At 69.3% G+C, this 21988-nt stretch carries 19 protein-coding genes; 10 read left to right on the forward strand and 9 right to left on the reverse strand.

Going from position 1 to position 21988, the window contains the following annotated elements; translation table 11 throughout:
* Positions 1-12: 12 nt before the first annotated feature.
* The 3 genes from DNK56_RS20535 to DNK56_RS20545 all read left to right on the forward strand — a co-directional run bounded on the left by DNK56_RS20535 (position 13) and on the right by DNK56_RS20545 (position 2549).
* Positions 13-1113, forward strand: a complete 1101-nt coding sequence (locus DNK56_RS20535) for a hypothetical protein (RefSeq protein WP_241990023.1) — start codon at positions 13-15, stop codon at positions 1111-1113.
* A 9-nt stretch (positions 1114-1122) separates the two neighbouring features.
* Positions 1123-1797, forward strand: coding sequence for a TetR/AcrR family transcriptional regulator (locus tag DNK56_RS20540; RefSeq protein ID WP_111336884.1), 675 nt, complete (start codon positions 1123-1125; stop codon positions 1795-1797).
* A 134-nt stretch (positions 1798-1931) separates the two neighbouring features.
* Positions 1932-2549 carry a helix-turn-helix domain-containing protein gene (locus tag DNK56_RS20545; RefSeq protein ID WP_111339419.1) on the forward strand — a complete coding sequence of 206 codons (618 nt, stop codon included), beginning with the start codon at positions 1932-1934 and terminating at the stop codon, positions 2547-2549.
* Between the two features lie 191 nt (positions 2550-2740).
* On the opposite strand, the gene DNK56_RS34755 is transcribed toward DNK56_RS20545, so the two are convergent.
* Positions 2741-3253 (reverse strand): hypothetical protein, encoded by a 513-nt coding sequence (locus tag DNK56_RS34755; RefSeq protein ID WP_146610447.1) that lies wholly within the window; start codon positions 3251-3253, stop codon positions 2741-2743.
* Entirely contained in the window at positions 3247-9423 is a 6177-nt protein-coding gene (locus DNK56_RS20550) for an RHS repeat domain-containing protein (protein ID WP_111336886.1), read from the reverse strand. The genes DNK56_RS34755 and DNK56_RS20550 overlap by 7 nt, the downstream gene beginning before the upstream one ends.
* A gap of 511 nt (positions 9424-9934) precedes the next feature.
* Between DNK56_RS20550 and DNK56_RS20555 the strand changes: the two genes are divergently transcribed.
* Complete coding sequence (locus tag DNK56_RS20555; RefSeq protein WP_199563663.1) at positions 9935-10363, forward strand: hypothetical protein; 429 nt, start codon at positions 9935-9937, stop codon at positions 10361-10363.
* 356 nt (positions 10364-10719) lie between these two features.
* Here DNK56_RS20555 and DNK56_RS20560 read toward each other — a convergent pair whose 3' ends face one another.
* The 3 genes from DNK56_RS20560 to DNK56_RS20570 are packed head-to-tail and all read right to left on the reverse strand — an operon-like array spanning position 10720 to position 13414.
* Positions 10720-11202, reverse strand: a complete 483-nt coding sequence (locus DNK56_RS20560) for a hypothetical protein (RefSeq protein WP_241990024.1) — start codon at positions 11200-11202, stop codon at positions 10720-10722.
* The gene (locus tag DNK56_RS20565; RefSeq protein ID WP_342211048.1) at positions 11199-12674 is read right to left on the reverse strand and encodes a HAMP domain-containing sensor histidine kinase; all 1476 of its coding nucleotides are present in this window, start codon (positions 12672-12674) and stop codon (positions 11199-11201) included. The genes DNK56_RS20560 and DNK56_RS20565 overlap by 4 nt, the downstream gene beginning before the upstream one ends.
* Positions 12675-12721: 47 nt before the next feature.
* Positions 12722-13414: a response regulator transcription factor gene (locus tag DNK56_RS20570; protein ID WP_111336888.1), complete on the reverse strand. Its 693-nt coding sequence runs from the start codon at positions 13412-13414 to the stop codon at positions 12722-12724.
* 134 nt (positions 13415-13548) lie between these two features.
* On the opposite strand from DNK56_RS20570, the gene DNK56_RS36130 reads away from it, so the two are divergent.
* The 4 genes from DNK56_RS36130 to DNK56_RS20585 are packed head-to-tail and all read left to right on the forward strand — an operon-like array spanning position 13549 to position 17220.
* Complete coding sequence (locus tag DNK56_RS36130) at positions 13549-14202, forward strand: hypothetical protein (RefSeq protein WP_241990025.1); 654 nt, start codon at positions 13549-13551, stop codon at positions 14200-14202.
* A complete protein-coding gene (locus DNK56_RS36135) occupies positions 14199-15263 on the forward strand; it encodes a peptidoglycan-binding protein (RefSeq protein ID WP_241990026.1) in 1065 nt (354 codons plus the stop codon). The genes DNK56_RS36130 and DNK56_RS36135 overlap by 4 nt, the downstream gene beginning before the upstream one ends.
* Positions 15260-16030, forward strand: a complete 771-nt coding sequence (locus DNK56_RS20580) for an ABC transporter ATP-binding protein (RefSeq protein WP_111336890.1) — start codon at positions 15260-15262, stop codon at positions 16028-16030. The genes DNK56_RS36135 and DNK56_RS20580 overlap by 4 nt, the downstream gene beginning before the upstream one ends.
* Complete coding sequence (locus tag DNK56_RS20585; RefSeq protein WP_111336892.1) at positions 16027-17220, forward strand: ABC transporter permease; 1194 nt, start codon at positions 16027-16029, stop codon at positions 17218-17220. The genes DNK56_RS20580 and DNK56_RS20585 overlap by 4 nt, the downstream gene beginning before the upstream one ends.
* A 36-nt stretch (positions 17221-17256) precedes the next feature.
* Here DNK56_RS20585 and DNK56_RS20590 read toward each other — a convergent pair whose 3' ends face one another.
* Complete coding sequence (locus DNK56_RS20590; protein WP_111339424.1) at positions 17257-17973, reverse strand: GDSL-type esterase/lipase family protein; 717 nt, start codon at positions 17971-17973, stop codon at positions 17257-17259.
* A 59-nt stretch (positions 17974-18032) separates the two neighbouring features.
* On the opposite strand from DNK56_RS20590, the gene DNK56_RS20595 reads away from it, so the two are divergent.
* Complete coding sequence (locus tag DNK56_RS20595) at positions 18033-19034, forward strand: WD40 repeat domain-containing protein (protein ID WP_111336894.1); 1002 nt, start codon at positions 18033-18035, stop codon at positions 19032-19034.
* A gap of 6 nt (positions 19035-19040) precedes the next feature.
* Here DNK56_RS20595 and DNK56_RS20600 read toward each other — a convergent pair whose 3' ends face one another.
* Positions 19041-19442 carry a PPOX class F420-dependent oxidoreductase gene (locus DNK56_RS20600; protein WP_111336896.1) on the reverse strand — a complete coding sequence of 134 codons (402 nt, stop codon included), beginning with the start codon at positions 19440-19442 and terminating at the stop codon, positions 19041-19043.
* 81 nt (positions 19443-19523) lie between these two features.
* Here DNK56_RS20600 and DNK56_RS20605 point away from each other — a divergent pair, with 81 nt between their 5' ends.
* Positions 19524-20030 (forward strand): GNAT family N-acetyltransferase, encoded by a 507-nt coding sequence (locus DNK56_RS20605; RefSeq protein ID WP_111336898.1) that lies wholly within the window; start codon positions 19524-19526, stop codon positions 20028-20030.
* Between the two features lie 3 nt (positions 20031-20033).
* Here the strand turns inward: DNK56_RS20605 and DNK56_RS20610 are convergent, their stop codons facing one another.
* Together DNK56_RS20610 and serC are read right to left on the reverse strand one after the other, a co-directional pair.
* Positions 20034-20660, reverse strand: coding sequence for a Uma2 family endonuclease (locus tag DNK56_RS20610; protein ID WP_111336900.1), 627 nt, complete (start codon positions 20658-20660; stop codon positions 20034-20036).
* 150 nt (positions 20661-20810) lie between these two features.
* Complete coding sequence (gene serC, locus DNK56_RS20615; protein ID WP_111336902.1) at positions 20811-21929, reverse strand: phosphoserine transaminase; 1119 nt, start codon at positions 21927-21929, stop codon at positions 20811-20813.
* Positions 21930-21988 lie beyond the last annotated feature (59 nt).

Genomic DNA, 21988 nt, shown 5'->3' on the forward strand with positions numbered 1-21988 from the left:
GAGTCCACCGGAATGCTTTGGCATGCTATCGCGCCTTCCTACGGTTATGTGAAGGCCGCGCACGAAATCGTGCGTCATCCGCGACTCGGCAGTGACGCGAAGGTTCTGATCACGTACGTGCAAGGGCTGCCGGAAAGCCGCCTGACCGGCATGGCGTTGAGCGATCACGCGAAGAAGCTGGGGATCAAGGGCCGCGCGTACCAGAGGGCCAAGGGCCAGCTCAAGGACGAGGGGTTCGTCCACGAGTGGCGGCGGCAGGGTGAGGGCGGGCTGTGGGTGACGGACCAGCTGTTCTCCAACGTTTCGCTCTCGGAGGCCGACGCGCGGCTGCTGCGGGACGCGAACGCCCAGGTGGCACCGAGTGAGCGGGTACCGACGGGCGGTCAACCGGTTACCCGGTCGGTCGGTGGTTATCCACCAGAGGTGGAAGAAGAACGCGAGGAGAACTCTCCCCACCCACCCTCCAAGGCGCAGGCGCCGGAACCGCCGCGGCGACCGGAGCGACCGCAACGACCTCCTGCGGCGGAGCCCGCCGCCCCGGTGCAGCCAGAAGTCGTAGCGGCCGAGCGCGTGTTGCTGTCGCTGCGGCACGCGAACCCACAACTGCACCTGGGCGTACGCGAGGCGCGCGGCCTCGCCGAATCGGCGGCGGACTGGCTGCGACGCGGCGTCAAGGCGACGGAGCTGCGGCTCGCGCTGGTGAGTGAACTACCGGCGGATGGGGTTCGTTCGGCGGTAGGGTTCCTGCGTCATCGGCTCGTACACAAGCTGCCGGAAGAACCGGCGTACGCGCCCGAGGTGCGGCCGTGCGTGCCGTGCGAGGGCGAAGGGCCGGAGCATGTGTTCCGCCCCCACGCGGACGAGACGTTGTGCGGGCCGTGCGCGCAGAAGGCGGCCTGGGAGAAGCACAACGCGAAGTGGGCGCCTGCGCGGGCGGACGAGAATGCCGAGGACGCCGAAGAACCGGAACGCCTTTCCTGGCGGGAGCGGGTCGCGGCGGTCCTGGAGAAGGATTCCGACGAACGGCCGGAGGTACGGCCGTTCGGCGGTGTGGCGGTTCCACCGCGGACGCGGTGGAGCGAGCAGAGTGGGCGCGGGGGCCTGACGGTCTGAGGAGGACCCGTGGTGGATGCCGTGGTGGAACTTTGGGACGGCGTACGAGCGGTGCGCGACCCCGCGCAGTGCCGCGCGCGACTCATGACGGCCGGGCGGACGTTGTTCGCCGTGTACGGCTACGTACACACCTCCGTCAAGGACCTGTGCGCTGCCGCGCAGGTGGAAGTACGCGACTTCCAGCGTGAGTTCGAATCGCGCGAGGCGCTGCTCACCGACCTGTACGACGAGGTCGCGATGGCCGGAATGCAGGCGTCGCAGGCGGAGTTGTCGGCGAAGGGCATGGACACGTGTCCGACCGAGGAGCGGGTGTACCGGCTGTTCGACGCGTATGTGAAGGCGGTGACGCGTGAGCCGCACGCGGCGCGGGTGGCGTTCGTGGAGGTGCTGGGCGTCAGCCCGGCGATGGACGAGCACCTGACGATGTGGCGCTCCGTGTGGACGGAGTTCCTGTCCCACGAGGCGGAGCGCGCCCGGGGGCGCGGGCACGCGGTGGACGGTGACCTGGCGGTCGTCGTGAAGGTGCTCACCCGTTCGGTGGACGAGCTGCTCGCCCACCACGGACGGCGGCCCCGCCAGATGCCGCCCCGGCTGCTGACCAGCGAGCTGACTCGGCTGTCGATGGCGATGATCGGTCCGGCGGAGCCGGGGTCGGTGGGGGCGGTGGGGGGCTCGGCGGGCTGAGGGCTCGGGGGCCGGTCCGTTTGACAAGGCCGCTTGCCGGGTCGGCAAATGGAGTCATGGCGGACAACGGACGGAACGGGTCTGGGCGCGGCGAGGCGGCCTCCGGGGGCGGGGCGGCCTCCGGGGGCGGTGCGATGCGGGGCGACGAGCTGACGGCCGTCCTGACGGGCGTCGGGCCCCGGCTGCGGGCCCTGCGCACCGAGCGCGGGACGACGCTGACGCAGCTCAGCGAGCTGACCGGGATCTCCCTGAGCACCCTCTCCCGCCTGGAATCGGGCGGCCGCAGGCCCACGCTCGAACTGCTGCTGCCGCTGGCCAAGGCGTACGGGGTCCAGCTGGACGAACTCGTCGGCGCGCCGGAGACGGGTGACCCACGGGTCACGTTCCGCCCGTTCAAGCGCCACGGGATGACCTTCGTGCCGCTCACCCGGCACCTGGGCGGCGTCAACGCGTACAAGCAGGTCATGCCGGGTGCGACCGACCCCTCCAGCCCGTCCGGCCCCGTCGAGCAACGGGTGCACGAGGGCTACGAGTGGCTGTACGTCCTCTCCGGCCGGCTCCGCCTGGTCCTGGGCGACCACGACCTGGTCCTCACGGCGGGCGAAGCGGCCGAGTTCGACACCCACACCCCCCACTGGTGGGGCCCGGCGGGCCCGGAACCAGTGGAGTTCCTGAGCCTGTTCGGCCCCCAGGGCGAGCGGATGCACGTACGCGCAAAACCGGGCCGGGGCCCGGGCGCGGGGGAGGCGTGAGCCGGATGTTGGTTCGGGGGGTGAGGGGGACGCGTGGCGTTGACTGGGTAGGGCTCGGCCGAGGTCCGCGTCGCATGGGCTCGGGTCGGCATCCTGTTGCGCGTGCCTATCGCTTGACGCGCTGGGGCCTTGGCGGCTGCCAAGGCCCCAGCACCCTTGGCCTGAGTCCGGCTGCGAAGAGCCTGGTCAGGTCAGCGGTTGCAAGGCAGTTGGTTGTTCACCCACTGCCTGCTGACGATCTTTCCGCGGGACGTGATGTATTCGCCGGGCTTGAGAGGCAATTTCGGTCGCATCGACTGGTCCACCCAGTCCTCTCTGGAAGAGGTGGGATCACCGTCGGCAGTCTCTTCTTCTGCTGCGACGTAGAAGCCCTGGGGAAGCGCCGTTCGGAGGCGTAGCTTCTCCGTCCCGAAGCTGCTGGATGTTCCGACCGAGAAGACGCCTCTCTCCACTTCCTGAGAGACGGGCTTCTTGGCGCTCCACAGTGTTTTGAAATCCAGTTCGTCGCCATGCGTCTGCTCCACGGTGACTCGCGCTCCAGTCACCTTGTCTCCTGGGCAGAGAGGGTAGGCGATCACGACGTTCCCCGAGCCGTCCCAGCGGTATCCGAATCTCACCGAACTCGGGCCGGGGCCCTGGCACGAACTCATGGTCGCGACGACAAGCAGGGCGCCGATGGCTGATATGCCCGGCCGTTTCAGCACTTGTATCCACCCTTCTTCAGGCCGGCCTCGATCTCGTACGAGTTGTGACAGGGGTTGATTCCCTGCCCGAAGATGCCGAAGTACTGGGGGATGTAGAAGAAGCCGTTTTCGTTCCACTGCTTCGTGTGAACCCGCTCATGCTCCAGCCTCTTCTGCGTAACGTATGCTTTATCCTTACCGGTCACGTATGTGCCGCCCACGTTGGTGCCGCCTCGCCCGTACATGGGCTGAGCTGTCTGGCAAACCGTCAGGCCCTTGTTTTCTTGGCATTCTGCCCCAGCCACAAGCGCTAGAACTTCGTAGGTTTCGCCGGCAATGCGGCTTTCGAACCTGGCGACAGCCTGCGACATGCTATTGATCTTTTCTTTTCCAGCTCCGAAATCACCCTTGAGGATGCTGACAAGGACGCCATCTCGTCGCCGCCGCTCTGCTTGTGCTCTGGCCCGGGCTGCTGCCTCAGCCTTCTTCCTTGCCGCAGCCGCTGCCTTGGCGTCGTAGTGGAAGACCTTGTAGTTGCGGGGGTTCGCCCGGTAGGCCCGGTAGCGGAGGTCGAACCAGCTCCTGGGGGTGAAGTGCCAGACCCACTTGCCGCTCTTGTAGGTGTAGCCGGAGTATCCGCCCCGGTCCTCAGACCATCGGTCGTCGTTGTAGCTCGCGCCGCCGGCGGGGCCGTCGGGGCGGAGGCCGTCGGGGTCGGACTTGGTGAGCGGGTTGTTGTGGGCGTAGCTGTAGGCGTTCATCTGCGCGGGTTCCGCTGTGTCGATGATGGGGTCGACGCTGAGGAAGCGGCCGAGAACGGGGTCGTACTCGCGGGCGCCCAGGTGGGTGAGGCCGGTGGGGTCGTTGGTTCCGCCGACGAAGCCGTGGTTCCCGAAGGCCGCTGACTGCTGGGACCTGAGCTGCCCGAAGGGGAGTTGCTTTCTTCGGGTGATGGCGAGGGTTCCGGCGGCGACGGCGGTCATCGCGGTGCCCTGGTGGTCGTTGATCAGGTAGGAGATGGTGCTGCCGGTGCGGACGGCGACGGTTTCGCCGTTGTGGGTGTAGTAGCGGGTGGCGGTCTTGGTGCCGTTCGCGGCGACGTTGAGCTGGTCGCCGTTGGGCAGCGTCAGGATGCTTGATCCGTCGGCATTCCTGGTGATGAAACGGTTGCCGTCCGCGTCGTACAGGTAGCTGCTGGTCTTGCCGCTCTCGGCGAGGGCGGCAAGGTGACCTTCCGCGTCCCAGGTCAGGTTCTGGGCGGTGGCGCCGATGGTGCGCTTGGTGGTGTTGCCGGCCTCGTCGTACTCGAAGGTGCTGGTGCGTCCGTTGTCGGGCCCGCCGGCGACGGTGGCCTGCTGCACCCCGTGCGGCAGACCCGTGCCGGGCGCGGGGTGGGTGTAGGTGGTGGTCGCGTCCGCGCCCGCCGTCGTGGTGGCGTGGTCGGTCAGCTTCGTACGGTTGCCCAGCGTGTCATAGCCGAAGCTCTGCCAGTAGGCGTCCGGTCCACCGACGGTGGTCTTCGAAGGGGCGGTTGAGCAGTCCGTCTTCGCGGTCCACGCCTCGGTGAGCCGGCCCAGGACATCGTTGGTGAAGCACTGGGTGTCCGTGGACTTCTGCGCGTCCTGCCCGCTGACCGAGGTCACCCCGGTGACGTTACCGGAGGGGTCGTACGCGTACGAGGTGTCGTCCACGCGCTGGGGGGCGAGATCCCGGTCCGTGATCTGCTGCGTGACGCGGCCGGTGTGCTCGTCGTAGACCTGGGTCCGGTAGACCTTCTTGCCCACGGCGGCACCGAACTCAAGGCGCTGCGAGCGGGAGTACACGTCGTAGGAGGTGTTGGACACCAGCGCGCCGGGTGCGCCGCTGGTCCGGAAGGGCAGATCGTCGCTGTTGTAGTTGGTGGTGACCCGCTCGGCGGCGATGTTGCCGATCGCGGGGTTCCGGGTCCAGAGCGTGGCTCCGGTTTCGGGGCTGTATCCGTAGGTCCAGGTGTACGTCCCGGCGAGGCCCATGGCTGCGGAAGGGATGGTGGTCGTGGTCGAGGTGGGCTGGTAGCGGTCGTTGAACGCGTCGGTCGCCGTCGTGTACGCGGCGCCGTCCACGTAACGGGTACTGCTCGTGAGCTGCCCCTTCGCCAGCGTGTCGTAGGTCCACTTGGCCAGGACGGTGCTGCCCTTCTTCACGGCGGTCTTGCGGCCGAGCTCGTCGTACTGAGTGGTCAAAGTGACATTGCGGGCATCGGTGACCGCGGTGATGCGGCCCTCGGCGTCGTAGGTGTTGCGTGCCACGCCCTGGTCGGGATCGTCGATCACCGTCTTCTGGCCGCGGCTGTCGAAGGTGTACTTCCAGGTGTTTCCGGCCGGGTCGGTGACCGACTTCGGCTCGTCGTACTTGCCGTAGGCGTACGTCGTCTTCTGCGAAGTGGTACGGGCCGCGTCGGTGTACTCCAGCAACGAGGTCGTACGGCCGCGGGCGTCGGTCACGGCGGTCGAGGCGGTGCCGCCCTTCGGGGGGATCACCGTGGTGCGGTCGCCCTCGTACACCTTCTTCGTACGCCACTGCTCGTCGCCGTACTTCAGCGACAGGGCGTCGGTGACCCGGCCCGTGCCGTCGTACAGATTCTGCGTGGCCGCCGGGACCTTGTTGACCGTTGTGGACTGAAGAGTGGCAGACGGAAGGCCGGACGCGTAGTAGGCGGCGAAGGACTGCCAGGCCCAGCCGCGGGTGTCGTACATCGTCTCGGTCACGATGCGGTCCTGGGTGCCCGTGGCAGGGGCCTGCGTCTGGCGCTCGCGCAGGAGACCGTCGTAGATCTGGTAGGTGGTCCGGTAGTCGCCGTTCTGCTTGAGCGTCTTGGTGGCGACGGCGTTGGCGGCGGTACGGGAGATGGTGTAGGCGTACTCGACCGACGGCTTGTCGGCGTGGTCGGCCTTGGCCCAGCCCGGCTGCCACACCTTCAGCAGACGGCCGAGACCGTCGTACGTCGCATCGGTCCGCTTGCCGTTGGCGTCCACTTCCGCGACAGCGACGCCGCGGGCGGGGTCGTACGACGTGGTGGTCTCGTGCTGGGCCGCGTTGGTCACCTTCACCGAGGTCGGTGCCTCGGTCGTGCTGGGTGTGTACGCGGTGGTCGTGGTGTTCTGCAGCGCGTCGGTCGCGGTCAACTCGCGACCGTGCTGGTCATAGGTGTGGGTGGCGGTCGTGAGGTACCCGGTGCCCTCGGCGTCCTGTTCGTCCAGCCGGGTCACGTCACCCTTGACGGGGGCGGTCGAAAGGCTGGTCGCACCGTCGTAGTAGTTCCGCTGGGCCGAGATCAGGTCCGTAGGCAGGTCGGGGGGAGTCCCACAGGCCTTGGCGACGGTCTTGGCCTCGGAGACGAGGCCCAGGATGTTCTTGGCCGTGTTGCGGGCGTAGGTCGTGGTGGTACAGCGCTCGTCGCCGGACTTCGAGGTGTCCCCGAGCTCCGATTCGGTCAGGATCTGGCCGACCGTGTCGAAGGTCCGCTCGATCCGGGTGGTGCGCCAGTCCTCGCCCACCGCGGTGCGCGTCTCCTGGTTCCCGGCGGATGTGGCGTACGCCTTGCGCGCGGGCAGCCCTTCGGAGCGGGTCTCGGTGGCCGTCGCGGCGGAGATCCAAGGTTCGTAGCTGGTGGTGGTCTCCAGCTTGCCTCCGACACCGTTGTAGGTCGCCTCTTCGCGGGTCATGCCTGCGAAGGCTTCCTTGTCAGTGATAGCGGTGCCCTTGTGGTCCTTGACAGCCGCCCCGTCGATGCCCCTGAAGTAGCGGTACTCCTTCAGCGTCTGCTTGTCGGGAGCCGCTCCGGTGCGGACCTGGACGCGGCCGTAGCCCTTGCGATCGCTGTAGGTGAGGTGCTTGGCCGTGGTGAACTCGTCGTCCTTGGACTTCGCCCAGGCCATGCCGTCCAGGTAGCTGTAGTCGGTCTCCTTGACCGGCGCTCCGCCCGTGTTGTCGGACTCCAGGATCTGCGTCACGACATACGAGTGGAACCAGTCCAGGTAGGGCTCGTAGTTCGCGGCGGGTGCGTCGGGCGGCGACCACTTCACCGGGTAGCAGCGCCGCTTGTTGTTCTCGGGGGTGGGTACGTCCCCCGCCTTGCAGTCGGTCGGCGAATAGGTGATGCCGAGGGTGCTGCCCGATTCCGTGCTGATGCCGTAGACGCGGTAGCGCCACATCGCCGGCACGGGGTCGGGGTCTCCGCCGGTCGTGGCGCCTTCGACGCGGTTCGGCAGCGTATGGCCCTTGAAGGTCACGGGGGGCAGTTCGACGTCGCCTGTGCCCGTGTGTCCGGTACGGGTGATGGAAGCCAGCCACAGGGCCGGGTCGCTGCCGTCACCGGTGCTCGGGAACTGATGAGTAAGGGCCCAGGTGTCGACCGGCTTGTACGTGCCGCCGGTGAGCACCGAGGTGTCGATCTTGGTGATGCGGTTACGGCTCCAGAAGGACGGCGAGTACCGGTCCTTGCACTCGGTGCCCGAGGCGCAGTAGCGGTCGAACGGGACATCGGGCCAGTTCTTCGCGTGCGCCTTGTCGAAGGTGCTGCAGTCGCTCAGACAGCGAGGCGATAGGGTGAAGTCAACCTTGGCCGCGGGCTTCGCGTAGAAGTTGTCGGAGCGCAGACCGTACTCGATGCGCTTGAGGGAGCCGCCGCGGTCGTAGACAGTGGCGGTGGAGCCACCGGTCGACGGGTTGACGTTCCGGCCGTAGTAGTTGGATTCCTTGTCCCAGTAGTACGTCATGGCGTCGCCGTGCCGGTCGATGACGGCGTCGAGGTTCCAGCGCCATGCCTGCTGGCACCATGAGTCCTTGAAGGCGGTGGCGTGGCACGGCTCGCCGGACTGGTTTCCGTAGACGGGCACGGTCCAGGTCGACTTCGTCTCGTCCTTGCCGGTGGCCCAGCCGTTGGGGCGGTTGTAACCGAAGTAGTAGCGGGTTCCGTCAGGGGTCGTGACGCGCCAGTACTCCCCGTCGTTGTCGCCGTTCTTCAGATCGGTGTTGGTGAGCTTGACGACCTTCGTGCCGTCGTCGCTCTCCAGGTGCCACTCGCCCGATTCCGTGTCCTTGACCAAAACGTTGGACTGGCCGCCGAGATTGATCACGGCGTTGTCCTTCTTCCAGCACAGGTCACCGACCTTGGCGGTGGTGTTGCTGTTCTTCGTGTCGTCCGTGCACGAGATGTACTGGCGCTCGATGTACCCCGGCTCCATCGACCAGCCGTCGCCGATGTTGTTGGCCTGGTTGTTCGTGGAGGCGGTACGCCCGTCAATTGACTGCGATGAGTAGGCGAGTTTCAGGTCCGGCGCTGTCTCACCAGGCACGTCCGGGACGGTGATGGGGTAGTTCCATGAGAACGCGCCGTTCGATCCGCCGGCCACCCAGGAAGCGGACGGGGAGAGGGAAGTCGCCTTGAAGTTGCCCGAAGGCCCTGACTCCGCTGCGGTCGCGGCGAGGAGTACGGTCCCCTGGGCCACCGACAGGTTCTGGCCGGACGCCGCCACAGGCGCGGTCGGCGCTGGGGCCAGCGTGGCGGGTGCGGGGGCCGGAAGCTCCACCCGGGTGCTCAGGGAGCCGACCTTGACGTCATTGTCCGTGGGCAGCGTGCGCCCGACGGCACACCCCTTCTTGCCAGGGGTGGTGACGGCACAGACGGGCAGTTCGCGCAGGGTCAGGCGGGAAGCCCAGTCGCCGCCGTACGCGTTGCGGAAGCCGGAGTAGTCGACCTGGACGTCAATGGCGCCCTTGGTGCCTTCGGCGGGCCTGAGCGCGAGCACGATCCCGTCGACGCCCAGATCCTGCGTGGCCGCGCGGTCGAGTACCTGGACCTGGACCGAGTCCGGTCCCGTCCCACTCGACCGCCGCTCCTTGCCCGAAGTGCGCGCCAGGCGTACGGGCAGTTCACCGGTTCCGAGAGCATCGGCCCCGGAGAGCCTGGCGGTCGCGGTGCCAGACTTCGGCCAGGTGACCTTCGGCTTCTTCCACTGATGCCGAAGCGTCTCATCGTGTATCGAAGCGGGCTGCTTCTTGACTTCGGACGTCGGCACGGGATCGCTCTCCCGTAGCTTCTCCAGGTGCAGTTCGGCTGCTGCCACGACAGGCCCGGACAGCAGACTTGCAAAGAGAAACCCGACCAGCGCGACGGCTATCAGCCGTGTCCGCTGCGCTATGCGTCTCATATCGACGCCCCCACCCCAGTGCATGTGCGGAAATCCCCCAACTACTCGACTTATGGAACACAGTTGGGCACGGAAGGTAGCAGCAATGTTTACACGATCTTCGCGCTAACTGTGTAGAACGTCGAGCACTTTCGGCCAATCTGAACGTGTAGGGCGCATCAAATCTTCACCATTTGCCACTTTACGCCCGATTTTATGAGGCGTATTTACGTCAAGCTGTGCTGGATCTGAAACCGCGTCCTCTTCGCAACGGCAAAATCGCACCCTTCACGACTCCGTCACGATCTAGTGTTCGACTCGATCGGATCCGGGAGGGGATTTTGTTATGGCTCATTGGAGACGCAAATGCAGGAAAAGGACATTGTGGAAGGTTGCGGTACGCGTCGCGGCGGTGGCTGTCGCCGCGACGGTCTGCTTGCCATTGCAAACAGCTTCTGTCGCGGCGGCCGCGGCGGGGCCTCAGCCTGGGGGGCCGGCGACTGGCCAGCGGCTCAGTGCGGATGAGAGCGCGTTGGTCGAGGCGGCCGACACCGGCCAGCCGGCTGAGGTGCTCGCGCGACGCTCGGAGACGTCACAGGTGTTCGCCAATCCGGATGGAACGTTCACGCAGAACACCTATGTCCTGCCGCAGTTCGTACGGCAGGACGAGAAGCTCGTGCCGATCGACACCGATCTAGCACCCAACCCGGATGGAACGTATTCGCCGAAGGCTGCCGAAGTGGGCGTGCGGGTCTCCGGCGGCGGTGAGGGGCCGTTGGCGACGATCACGCGCAACGGCCGTAGCATGTCGTGGTCCTGGCCCGCCGCCCTGCCGGAACCCGAGGCCGACGGGGACACCCTGACTTTCGCGAACGTTTTGGATGACGTGGACCTCAAGGTGAGAGTCGGCTCGTCGGGCACAGGTAGGAACAAGGAGAGAGTCATGGAGAAGAACATCTGAGCAACCTTGTCAGGTAAGGGCTGGAGGATGGGGTGTGGGAGGTTGCGGGTCAGCTCACCAGCTCTCGGACGGAGATGTATATGAAACTCAGGAACAAGAGGACACCCAACCCGATGGTGAAGCTGCCTGCGACCCTGGCTCCGTGCCAGGACCAGGACCTTTCGTGAAGCAATGGTGTGCGGCTCACGTGTTTGCCCGAAAGCTCATCCGTGAGTCCCCGCCAGTTCCGTCGTAGTGCCAATCCGGCCGTAATGAAGATGGCAGAGGCTACGATGAGCATCGCTCCGTGCCTTTCCAGTGGAATATGTCTGATTGCGTGGGATCGTGTAGCGCCGTGGCCATGGTTCCGGGTGTGCTCATCGGGTGAAGTAGTCCGCGCAGCGGTAGGGGCCCTGGGTGGGGCCTTGGGTGGGGGTCAGGGTGACCTCCACCTTTTCGCTGTCCACCTTTGGGTCGGCCACCGACAGGGCGCTTGTCAGGGTGCAGACCATTTGGCCTGTGCCCAGGTCGCGGCCCGTCCCTCCGTAGGTGCCCTCGATGTGGACCGTGATCCGCGAGCCCTTGGCGGAGACCTCGTAGCCGTTCAGTTGGAGGAGGTTGACGAATCCCTCGGGGGGCTGGAAGAGCAGTTTCAGGACGCCGCCGAAGTTCTCGCCGACCTCCCGGTCGATCAGCGGGACCGCGCGCAGGCCGCTCGACGAGACGTAGTAGAGGCGTAGCCCGCGTGTCAGGCCCGACGCCGGTTCGCCCGCGCCGATCACGCCCGTCGGCTGGACCCCGCACCCCGCCACGGACAGGGCCAGGGCCAGGGCGGCGGCCGGGGCGCCTCGCCGGATCACTCGCACTCCGGGTCCTCCTCCTGCCGCCGCAGAGGCAGCCGCAGCGTGAACACCGCGCCCGGCTCGCCGTCCACGTCCGACACCTCGATCGTGCCGCCGTGCAGCCTGGCGTTCTCCAGCGCTATCGCCGTGCCCAGGCCGCTGCCCTGCCCGCTGTCGTCCGCCGCGCCGCGCGTACGGGCCGCGTCCGCCTTGTAGAACCGGTCGAAGACCCGCGCCCGCGTCTCCGGGGGCAACCCCGGACCCCGGTCCGCGACGGACAGCAGCACCCACTCCCCGTCCTCCGCCCGGCACGTCCGCAGGGCCACCGTGACCGGCGGGGCGCCGTGCCGCAGCGCGTTGCCCACCAGGTTCGCCACGACCACGTCGATCCGGCGCCGGTCCACCACCGCCCACAGCTCCTCCGGCAGGTCCACCCGTACCCGGTCCGTCCAGCCGCGCAGCGCCAGCGACGAGCGCACGGTGGCGGCGAGGTCCGTCAACGCGTCGTTCAGCCGGGCCGCCTTCGCGTCGAAGCGCGAGATCTCCATCAGGTCCTCCACCAGCCGGGCCAGCCGCGCCGTCTCCGCGCCCACCGTGCGCGCCGCCTGCGCCGCGTCCGGGGGCAGCTGGTCGGCCTCCTCCTCCAGGACCGTCACCACCATGGTCATCGCCGCGAGCGGGGTGCGCAGTTCATGGGACACGTCCGCGACGAAGCGGCGCGCCTTCGCCTCCTGCTCCCGCAACTCGGCGTCCGACGCCTGGAGCGCGTCGGCCGTCTCGTTGAACGTACGGGCCAGGTCCGCGAGTTCGTCGTTGCCGGTGACCTCCGCCCGGATGCCGAGGTCACCGGAGGCCAGCTCGCGCGTCGCCCGGCCCAGCGAGCGCACCGGCCGCAGCACCGTCCCCGCCGCCAGCAGCGCGAGCACCGCCGTGAGCAGGACCACCGGCACGATGCCGTCCCGTACGGAATCGATCAGGGCGGCCGTGTCCGCGCTCTCCGCCCGCAAGCTGGTCAGCGTGTACACCTCCAGGCCGGAGGCGCTCCGGTCCCCGTCGACGTAGCGGACGGGCGTCCCGACGACGAGGTACGGCTCCTCCTGCCACCGCACCCGCTGGAACACCGCCCGATCGCCGGCCGTGACGGCGGCCCGCAGCTCGGCGGTGAGCCAGGGCGTCGGCCCCGCGAATGTGTCGGAGGTGGCGGACAGGGAACGGTAGCGGGCGACGACGGTACGCCCGCCGGTGCGCTCCGAAACCTTCGCCGTGAACCGGAACAGCGACTTCTGATCGGGCGGCAGGTCGAAGTCGGCGGACACCGTGCCGACCTGGTCCCGGAAGTCCTTCACGGTCGCGTTCTGGGCCCGCTGGAGCACGGCGGTGCGGGCGTCCCGGTAGGCGAGGGCGGTCGCCGTCGCCGCGCTGAGGAGGGCGACGACGACGAAGGCGAGGACGAGGCGCAGCCGCAGCCCTCCGGTGACCCGCCTCACCACGGCCCTTCCGGTGCCCCGCCTCACCACGGCCCCTCCGGTGACCCGTCTCACAACGGCCCGAAGCGGTAGCCGAAGCCCCGCACCGTCTGCACGTACCGCGGCTTGGCCGGTACGTCCTCCAGCTTGGACCGCAGCCGCGCCACCGCCGCGTCCACCAGCCGCGAATCGCCCAGGAAGCTGTGGTCCCACACCGATTCCAGCAGCTGCTCCCGGCTGAGGACCCGGCCCGGCGCGGCCGACAGCTCCAGCAGCAGCCGCATCTCGACCGGCGGCAGCGGTACGGGCACGCCGTCGCGGGTGACGGTCAGCCCGGCCCGGTCGATGACCAGCCCGGCGAGGTCGCCCTCCTGGCCCCGGCCCGGCGACGGCTCCACCCGACGCAGCGCGGCCCGGATGCGGGCCTCCAGCACCGGCGCGGTCAGCGGCTTGACCACGTAGTCGTCGGCGCCCGCCTCCAGCCCCGCCACGATGTCCTCGTCGTCACCGCGCGCGGTCAGCATGATGACCGGCAGGACTGCCGTCCGTTCCCGGATGCGGCGGCACACCTCGATGCCGTCCATGCCGGGGAGCATCAGGTCCAGCACGGCCAGCTCCACCCTGCGGCCGGCCGGGCCGTCGAGCAGGGCGAGGGCCTGCTCACCCGTGGCGGCGGTGTCCACCTCGTACCCGTGGCGGCGCAGCACCAGCTCCATTCCGTCCCGTACCGACGCGTCGTCCTCGATGAGCAGCACACACGGCATGGGCACGATTATGGGCGCTGCCCGTGCCGCTTCCAGCCCTTCCGGCCTGCGAAAAGACCGGGCCGGGGTCATTGTTACGTTCCCATCATGCGGCCATGGAGCGGCCATCACGTGCGGTCGTGACCGTGGGGCCCATGAGCTACTCGAAGCGGCCCCGAGCCGCCCTCCGACTGCGTGCCACCGCCCTCGTCACCCTGCCCCTGCTCGCCCTCGCGTCCGCCTGCGGCGACGACGGCTCCGGGACGAGGGCGGAGAACGGCACCACCTCCGTCGCCGACGTCCCGGCCCCCGAGACGTCCAAGACCTCCAAGTCCTCCGACGATGCCGGCGCTTCCAAGCCCGCAGGCAAGAGCGCCTTCTACGACGCCCAGGTGAAGTACGTCCAGTGCATGCGCGCCAAGGGCGGGTACAAGGACTACCCCGACCCCAAGCTGAGCGGATACCTCGACTGGGGCAAGATCGAGGAGATCGTCGAGCGGACCGGCGAGAACGAGGCGTACAAGGGGGGCAAGAACGGAGTCTGCGGCGACGAGATGGTCGCCGCCATGGACCTCGCGCCCGAGGTCGACCAGCAGAAGGCGTACGAATCGCTGCTCGCCCACGCCAAGTGCATGCGCGACAACGGGGTCTCGCGCTTCACCAACCCCACCATGAGCGGCGGCAACGCCATCCCCGGCGGCGACCCCAACCCCGCGTCGCCGGTGCTCGACTCCGACTCGCCCGCGTACGAGAAGGCCGAGGAAGCCTGCCGGTCGAAGCTGATCGACGCCGTGGAAGGCATGCAGTGAGGCGACGCACCGTGCTCCTCGCGGTGGCCGTGACCGCCGCCGCGGCCACCGGGGGCGTCCTGCTCCTCGGGACCGGCGGCGGCGCCGCGCCGGCGGCCGGCGGCGACCTGCCGCCCGCCACGGCGGCCGTCGTCCGTACCGATCTCGTGGAGTCCAAGACGGTCGACGGCAAGCTCGACTTCGCGCGGCGCCGCCCGATCAGGACCGCCGTCGAGGGCACCATCACGGTGGCCGCCGCCGAGGGCACGACGGTGTCCGCCGGGCAGGCGCTGTACGAGCTGAACGACAAGCCCGTCACCCTGCTCAGCGGCCCGGTCCCGATGTTCCGCGAGATGAAGAAGGGCGACCGCGGCAGCGACGTGCTCCAACTGGAGCGCAATCTGCGGGACCTGGGGTTCGGGTCGGGGCTGTACGTCGATGTCTGGTACGACCAGAACACGGAGACGGCCGTCAAGCAGTGGCAGAAATCCCTCAACCGGGAGATCACCGGCAAGGTCGGCGCCGGGCATGTCGTCTTCCAGACCGGTCCGGTCAAGGTCGTCTCCGCCGACGCCTCGCTCGCCGACCCGGTGGCACCCGGTGACACGGTCCTGACCGTGGCCTCTCCCAAGCCCGTCATCCGGGCCGAACTGGAGTCGACCGACGGCGCCCTGACGGCATCCGGCACCAAGGTCGAAGTCGCGCTGCCGAGCGGGAAGACCGTCAAGGGCAAGGTCACCGGGACGGTGCGCCCCGAGTCGGACGCCGGCGGGGAGTCGTCGCAGGACGGGATCATCGTGGAAATCGTTCTGGACGGCGGGGCCAAGGCCGCCTCCGGCGAGGACACCCGGGCGACCGCGAGCGTGCGCTTCGTCAGCGAGGCGCACAAGGACGTCCTCGCGGTTCCGGTGGAGGCGGTCGTGGCCCTGCGGGGTGAGAACGGCGGCTACGGGCTCCAGATCGTCGAGGGCGGCAAGTCCCGGCTGGTACGGGTGGAGACGGGCATGACCGCCGCCGGGAAGATAGAGGTCAGCGGTGCCGGGCTGCGCGAGGGGATGAAGGTCGGGGTGGCCGCGTCATGACGGCTCCTCCGGCGCCCCCGGCACCGCTCGTGGTCGAGTTGCGCGGCGCCACCAAGTCGTATCCGGGCGGCGTCCACGCCCTGCGCGGCGTGGATCTCGCCGTCGCGGCCGGTGAACTGCTCGCCATCGTCGGCCCGTCCGGCTCCGGCAAGTCCACGATGCTCAACATCATGGGCACCCTCGACAAGCCCACCAGCGGCACGGTCCGGATCGCCGGATACGACGTGGCCGCGCTGTCCGACGCCCGGCTCTCGGTGCTGCGGGCCCGCCACATCGGCTTCGTGTTCCAGCACTTCCACCTGGCGGCCGGCCGCGACGCGGTGGACAACGTCGCGGACGGACTGCTGTACGCGGGTGTGCCGCGCGGGGAGCGACGCGTCCGGGCACGGGACGCGCTGGCCAGGGTACGGCTGGACCACCGGGCCTCGCACACGCCCAACGAACTGTCCGGCGGCGAGAAGCAGCGGGTGGCCATCGCCCGCGCCCTGGTGGGCGAGCCCCGGCTGCTGCTGGCGGACGAACCCACCGGGGCGCTGGACACCGCGTCCGGCGAGATCGTCATGGAGCTGCTGCGCGAGCTGAACGCGGGGGGCACGACGGTGTGCGTGATCACCCATGACCAGGAGATCGCGGAGGCGCTGCCGAGGCGGGTGCGGTTCAGGGACGGGGAGATCGTGTCGGACACGGGTGCCTTGGCGGCGGGCGGTGCGGGGGCGGGTGGCTCGGGGGCACCGGCCGGTGCGCGTACGCGGGAGGGGGAGTCATGAGCGGCAACCTCAGACCCTCCCGGCTCTCTCCCGGCGACGTCCTGCGCGTCGGTGCCGTGGGCCTGCGCGCACGGCGCGCGCGGGTGGTGCTGTCGGCGCTCGGCATCGCCATCGGCATCGCGACGATGGTCGCGGTGGTCGGCCTGTCCGAGTCGAGCCGCGCGGACCTGATGGCCCGGCTCGACCGCCTCGGCACCAATCTGCTCACGGCTGAGGCCGGCAAGGACCCCGGTGGGGGCGACATCAAACTCCCGAAGAACGCGGTGGCGATGGTCGAGCGGATCGGCCCGGTGCTGCAAGCCACGGCGTCCGCCGACATCGACGCGCGTATCCGCCGCAGTGACGTGGTCCCCGAGGAGCGCACCGCGGGGGTCACCGCCCAGGCGGTCCGCCGTGATCTGCTCACGACCCTCGGCGGCGAGATGTCCCGCGGAGTCTGGCTGGACAAGGCGTCCGAACGTCTGCCGACAACGGTGCTGGGCTCGGTCGCCGCCAAGCGGCTGGGGGTGACCCGGGTCGGTGAGACGATCATGATGAACAACACCCGGGTGGTCGTCGTCGGCATCCTGAAACCCATCGAACTGGTCCCCACCCTGGACCGGCTGGCCATGGTCGGCTTCCCCTCCGCCGAGCGGTACTTCGGCTTCGACGGGCATTCGACCACCATCTTCGAACGCTCCACGGACGCCTCGGTCGAGGATGTGTGGGCGGTTCTGGCCCGCACCATCAACCCCGGCCAGAAGGGGGGCATCAAGGTCTCCCGCCCCTCGGACGCGCTGGCCGCGAAGGCCGCCACCGACGAGGGCCTGACCAAGCTCATGCTCGGCCTGGGCGCGGTGGCGCTGCTGGTCGGCGGGGTGGGCGTGGCCAACACCATGGTCATCTCGGTGCTGGAGCGCCGCCAGGAGATCGGACTGCGCCGCGCCCTGGGCGCGACCCGGGGCGCGATCAGGCTCCAGTTCCTCACGGAGTCGCTGCTGCTGTCGGCGCTGGGCGGCGTGACGGGCGCGCTCCTCGGCACAGTGGCGACGTATGGGTTCGCCCGCTTCCAGGGCTGGACGGCGGTGGTCCCACCGGAGTCCCTGGCGGCCGGCGTGGCGGCGACCCTGGTGATCGGCGTGATCGCGGGCCTCTACCCGGCGATCAGAGCCTCCCGCCTGCACCCGACGGTGGCCCTGAACACCACCTGACCCCCCACCCGCGCCAACACCGGACCACGGGCGGTCTCAGCGGCTGCCCGCGGTTGCCGGTTGCAGGGGGTTCGAGGCCGCGTACGGGGTGCCCATTGCCCAGGCTTCGTGCAGGGCGTTCGCGAAGGTGGCCGCCAGGTGGTGTTCGCCCGCGGGGTTGGGGTGGGTGCCGTCGTACGTGGCGGTGTGGATGTCGTACGCCGGGGGGTGGGGGAGCAGGAGAATGGGGGAGGCGGGGGTGGTGAGGGCGGCGACCGTGTCCGCGAGGAGTGCGTTGAAGCGGGCGCACTCCGCCGCGAACGGGGCGTCCGACTCCGCGCGTATGTTCGGGATGACGGGCAGCAGGACGCACCGGATGCGCGGGTTCGCCGTGCGGGCGGCCGTCAGGAAGGCGCGGGCGTTCTCCGCGGTCTGGGCGCTGTTCGTGTAGAAGCCGAGGTCTATCAGGCCCAGCGATACCAGCAGCACGTCCGGCCGGTGCGCGGTCACCGCGTCCGCGATGACCGGGGCCATGTGCAGCCAGCCCTCGCCCCAGCCCGCGAGGTGGCGTCGGGCGGCCGGCGGGAAGTCGTCGGCGGCGTACGCGGACGAGGTCGCCGCGCCCGTCTCCGCCTCGTACACCTCCGTACGCGGACCGACCAGTTCGTGCGGGCCGTCCGGCGCGGCCGTCAGGTGCTGCCACATGCGGTAGCGCCACGTGAAGTCGCCGGCGCGCCCGATGGTCATGGAATCGCCGACACACATGAAACGCATGGCGCCCATCATGGCCGATCCGGGCTACGCGCCGGTACGTGACGGTGGACACTTGTGCCATGCGTTCGTACCGACTGACGTCCTCCCTCGGCGCCGCCGTCCTCCTCGCCCTCGCCGCGGCCCCCGCGCTCGCCGCCGACGACGGCGGGGCCGACCGGAGCTTCACGATCGAGGACCCCCGGATCACCGAGTCCAGCGGTCTCGCCGCGAGCCGCGCCCACCCCGGGATCTACTGGACGCACAACGACAGCGACGACGGCCCCTACGTCTTCGCCGTCGACTCGCGCACCGGGAAGACGGTCGCCACGATCACCATGAAGGGCGTCGGCTCCCCGCGCGACGTCGAGGCGATCTCCCTCGGCCCGGACGGCAACCTCTACGTCGGCGACATCGGCGACAACCTCAACGGCAGCTGGGACCACGTCTGGATCTACCGCTTCCCCGAGCCGAAGGTGCTCAAGGACGCGACGATCCGGGCCACCCAGTTCGACGTCACGTACGCGGACGGCCCCCGCAACGCGGAGGCGCTGATGGTCCACCCCAAGACCGGCCGCGTCTACATCGCCTCCAAGAACGAGAACGGCGGCGGCCTCTACGAAGGGCCCGCGAAGCTCATGGCGGGCGCCGACAACGTCTTCCGGCGGGTCGGGGAGGTCCCCTGGGTGACGGACGGGGCGTTCTCGCCGGACGGCAAGGAGCTGGTCCTGCGCTCGTACTTCAGCGCCCGCGGCTACGCCTTCGCGGACGGCCGCCTCGGCAAGGACTACCCCGTCGAGTCGCCGCTGCTGCCGCAGTCGGAGTCGGTCACGTTCACGGCGGACGGCTCCGCCCTGATGTACGGCTCCGAGGGCGAGCGGAGCGATGTCGTACGGGTGGATGTGGAGAGGAAGGACGATTCCGGCGGGGGCGGTGCCGTGCACCGGGGCGACGGCAAGACGACGGGCGGCTCGGCGTCCGGCGAGGACGGGGTACCGGTGAAGGGCACGACGCTGACGGGCGTGGCCGTACTGGCGGGGATCGGACTGCTGTTCGTACTGGGGCGACGACGCCGGAAGGGGTGAGGGCGGTCAGCCTTCGGGGGTTTTCGGGCGGATCTCGTAGTGCAGGGTGCGGTCCCGTTTCAGGCGGTGGGCCAGGGGGACGAGGACGCCCTGCGACGCCGGGTACTTGCGGGAGAGCATCCGGGACGCGTGGGTGTCCTCCTTCGAGCCGGCCGGGAGGAGGCGGGCGTGGGCCTCGACCTGGGGGCCCGTGGGGCGGCCGCGCACCGTGCAGGGGCCGATGCGCACCACCGGGTGGTTGCGCATCCGTTCCACCTTCCACGCCGAGGAGAAGGTGCGGATGTACGCGTGGTCGCCCTCGACCGCGATGTGCACGGGGGTGTCGGCGTGCGTCCCGTCCTGCCGCCGCGTGCTCAGCAGGACGGTGTACTGCTTCACGAAGGGTTTGAGCTGCGGGATCGTATTCATGCCTCCATGGTCCGCCGCCACGGGCCCGTGCTCATCCGGGCAACGGGCGCCGGACGGCGTTTCGCGTAGGGTTCCCGTCTCATGACGAACGACCCCGGCCCCGAGCCCTTCACCACGCCCCGCCTGGACGCGCTGCCGCTGCGCGTGGAGTACGCCGACGAGATGGCCGCCGTACTGGGCGACCCCGCGCTGCACACCTTCACGGGCGGCGCCCCGGAGGCCCCGGAGGCCCTGCGGGCCCGCTACGAACGGCAGACGGCCGGTTCGCCGGACCCGGACGAGCTGTGGTGGAACTGGGTGCTGCGCGAGCGCGGCGAGGGCCGCCTGATCGGCTACGTCCAGGCCACGGTGCGCGGCCCCCGCGCCGAGATCGCCTGGGTCATCGGCACCCCCTGGCAGGGCCGCGGCTACGCCCGCGAGGCGGCCCGCGCCCTCGTCACCCACCTGCGCGACACCGGCCCCCGCACCGCGTACGCCCACATCCACCCCGACCACACCGCCTCCGCAGCCGTAGCCGCCGCGGCGGGCCTGCACCGAACCGGTGAGTGGGAGGACGGCGAGGAACGCTGGGAGCCGGCCGGGGCGTGAGTCTCAGGACTCGGGCGTACGGGACGGAGGCCGGCCCGCCTTGATCAGCTCGGCGACATCGAGGCTCACCTCGGCGCCGATGGAGGCGGGGAGCGGCGCCTGCTGGCCGGGCGCGTACACCTCGTGCCGGTCGTACGATCCGCCGCCCGGCTCGGTCAGGACGTGGACGCGGCCGTGCTTCCGGTCGAGGATCACGTACACCGGGATCTTCGCCTCGGCGTACGCGGCGACCTTGTGCCGCAGGTCGCTCCGGTAGTTGCTGGAGGTGACCTCCAGGACGAGGCGGAAGGCCGCCGGGTCGTAGCTGTTGTACTCGATCAGGTGCTCGTCGAAGTCCGCGTCGACCAGGGCCAGGTCGGGGATCGCGTAGTCCTCCGGACCACCGGGCAGCCATAGGCCGATGCCTTGGAGGACTCTCGACTCCGTGCCGTGAAGTCCTGCGGCGAGGAACGGAATCATGAGCGTGGTCAGCGCGTCCGCGTGCGGGCCGTCCGGGGGTGGAGTCACGGTAACGAGGCCTCCGATGATCTCGACGCGATGGCCGGGAAGCTGCTCGTTGAGCCGGCTGGCGGTGACGAGCAGGGGCTCCGGTTCATCGTCACAGGGGTACTCGACTGCTGCTGCAGACATTGCGTGCCTCCTGGAATGGCTGGTGTCGAGACCATCATCGTAGGGCGAATCGACCCCGGACCGTGTTTCTGGCATATGCCACTCGGCCGAGTGAAGCAGAAACGGCCCCGCACGCCGTGAGGTGTGCGGGGCCGTTTCTGCGCGTACGCGTTACAGCTTTTCGATCACGTAGTCGATGCAGGCCGTCAGGGCCTGGACGTCCGACGAGTCGATGGCCGGGAACATCGCGATGCGGAGCTGGTTGCGGCCCAGCTTGCGGTAGGGCTCGGTGTCCACGATGCCGTTGGCGCGGAGGGCCTTGGCGATCGCGGCGGCGTCGATCTCGTCCGCGAAGTCGATCGTGCCGATGACCTGGGAGCGCTTGGCCGGGTCCGTGACGAACGGGCTCGCGTACTTCGACTCCTCGGCCCAGCCGTACAGGTGGCCGGAGGAGGCGGCCGTGCGGCCGGTCGTGAACTCCAGGCCGCCCTGGCTGTTCATCCACGTCAGCTGCTCGTTCAGCAGGAACAGCGTGGCGAGCGCCGGGGTGTTGTACGTCTGGTTCTTGAGCGAGTTGTCGATCGCCGTGGGCAGCGAGAAGAACTCCGGGACGTGCCGGCCGGAGGCGTGGACGCGGGCCGCGCGCTCCAGGGCGGCCGGCGAGAAGACGCCGATCCACAGGCCGCCGTCCGAGGCGAAGGACTTCTGCGGGGCGAAGTAGTAGACGTCCGTCTCGGTGATGTCCACGGGCAGGCCGCCCGCGCCGGAGGTGGCGTCCACCAGGACCAGGGCGCCCTCGTCGGCGCCCGCGACGCGCTTGATCGGGGCCGCGACACCGGTCGAGGTCTCGTTGTGCGTGAAGGCGTAGACGTCCACGCCCGCCTCGGCCTGCGGCTCCGGGTGGGTGCCCGGCTCGGAGGCGATGACGGTCGGCTCGGCCAGCCACGGGGCGAGCTTGGCTGCCTTCGCGAACTTCGAGGAGAACTCGCCGAAGTTGAGGTGCTGGGACTTCGACTCGATCAGACCGTGCGTCGCGATGTCCCAGAACGCGGTGGAGCCGCCGTTGCCGAGGATCACCTCGTAGCCCTCGGGGAGGGAGAAGAGGTCGCGTACGCCGTCGCGCACCGATCCGACCAGGTTCTTCACCGGGGCCTGGCGGTGGGACGTACCGAGCAGGGACGTGCCGGTGGCGGCCAGCGCGTCGAGCGCCTCGGTCCGCACCTTGGAGGGACCGGCGCCGAAGCGCCCGTCCGCGGGCTTGATGTCAGCGGGAATCTGGATGTCGGCCACGAGTCGGAGCGTAGTCCTTCGCTGCGGTGCTCACGCACCCTGTCCGTCCGATGAGACAG

The sequence above is a fragment of the Streptomyces sp. AC1-42W genome (assembly GCF_003248355.1).
Taxonomy (GTDB): Bacteria; Actinomycetota; Actinomycetes; order Streptomycetales; family Streptomycetaceae; genus Streptomyces.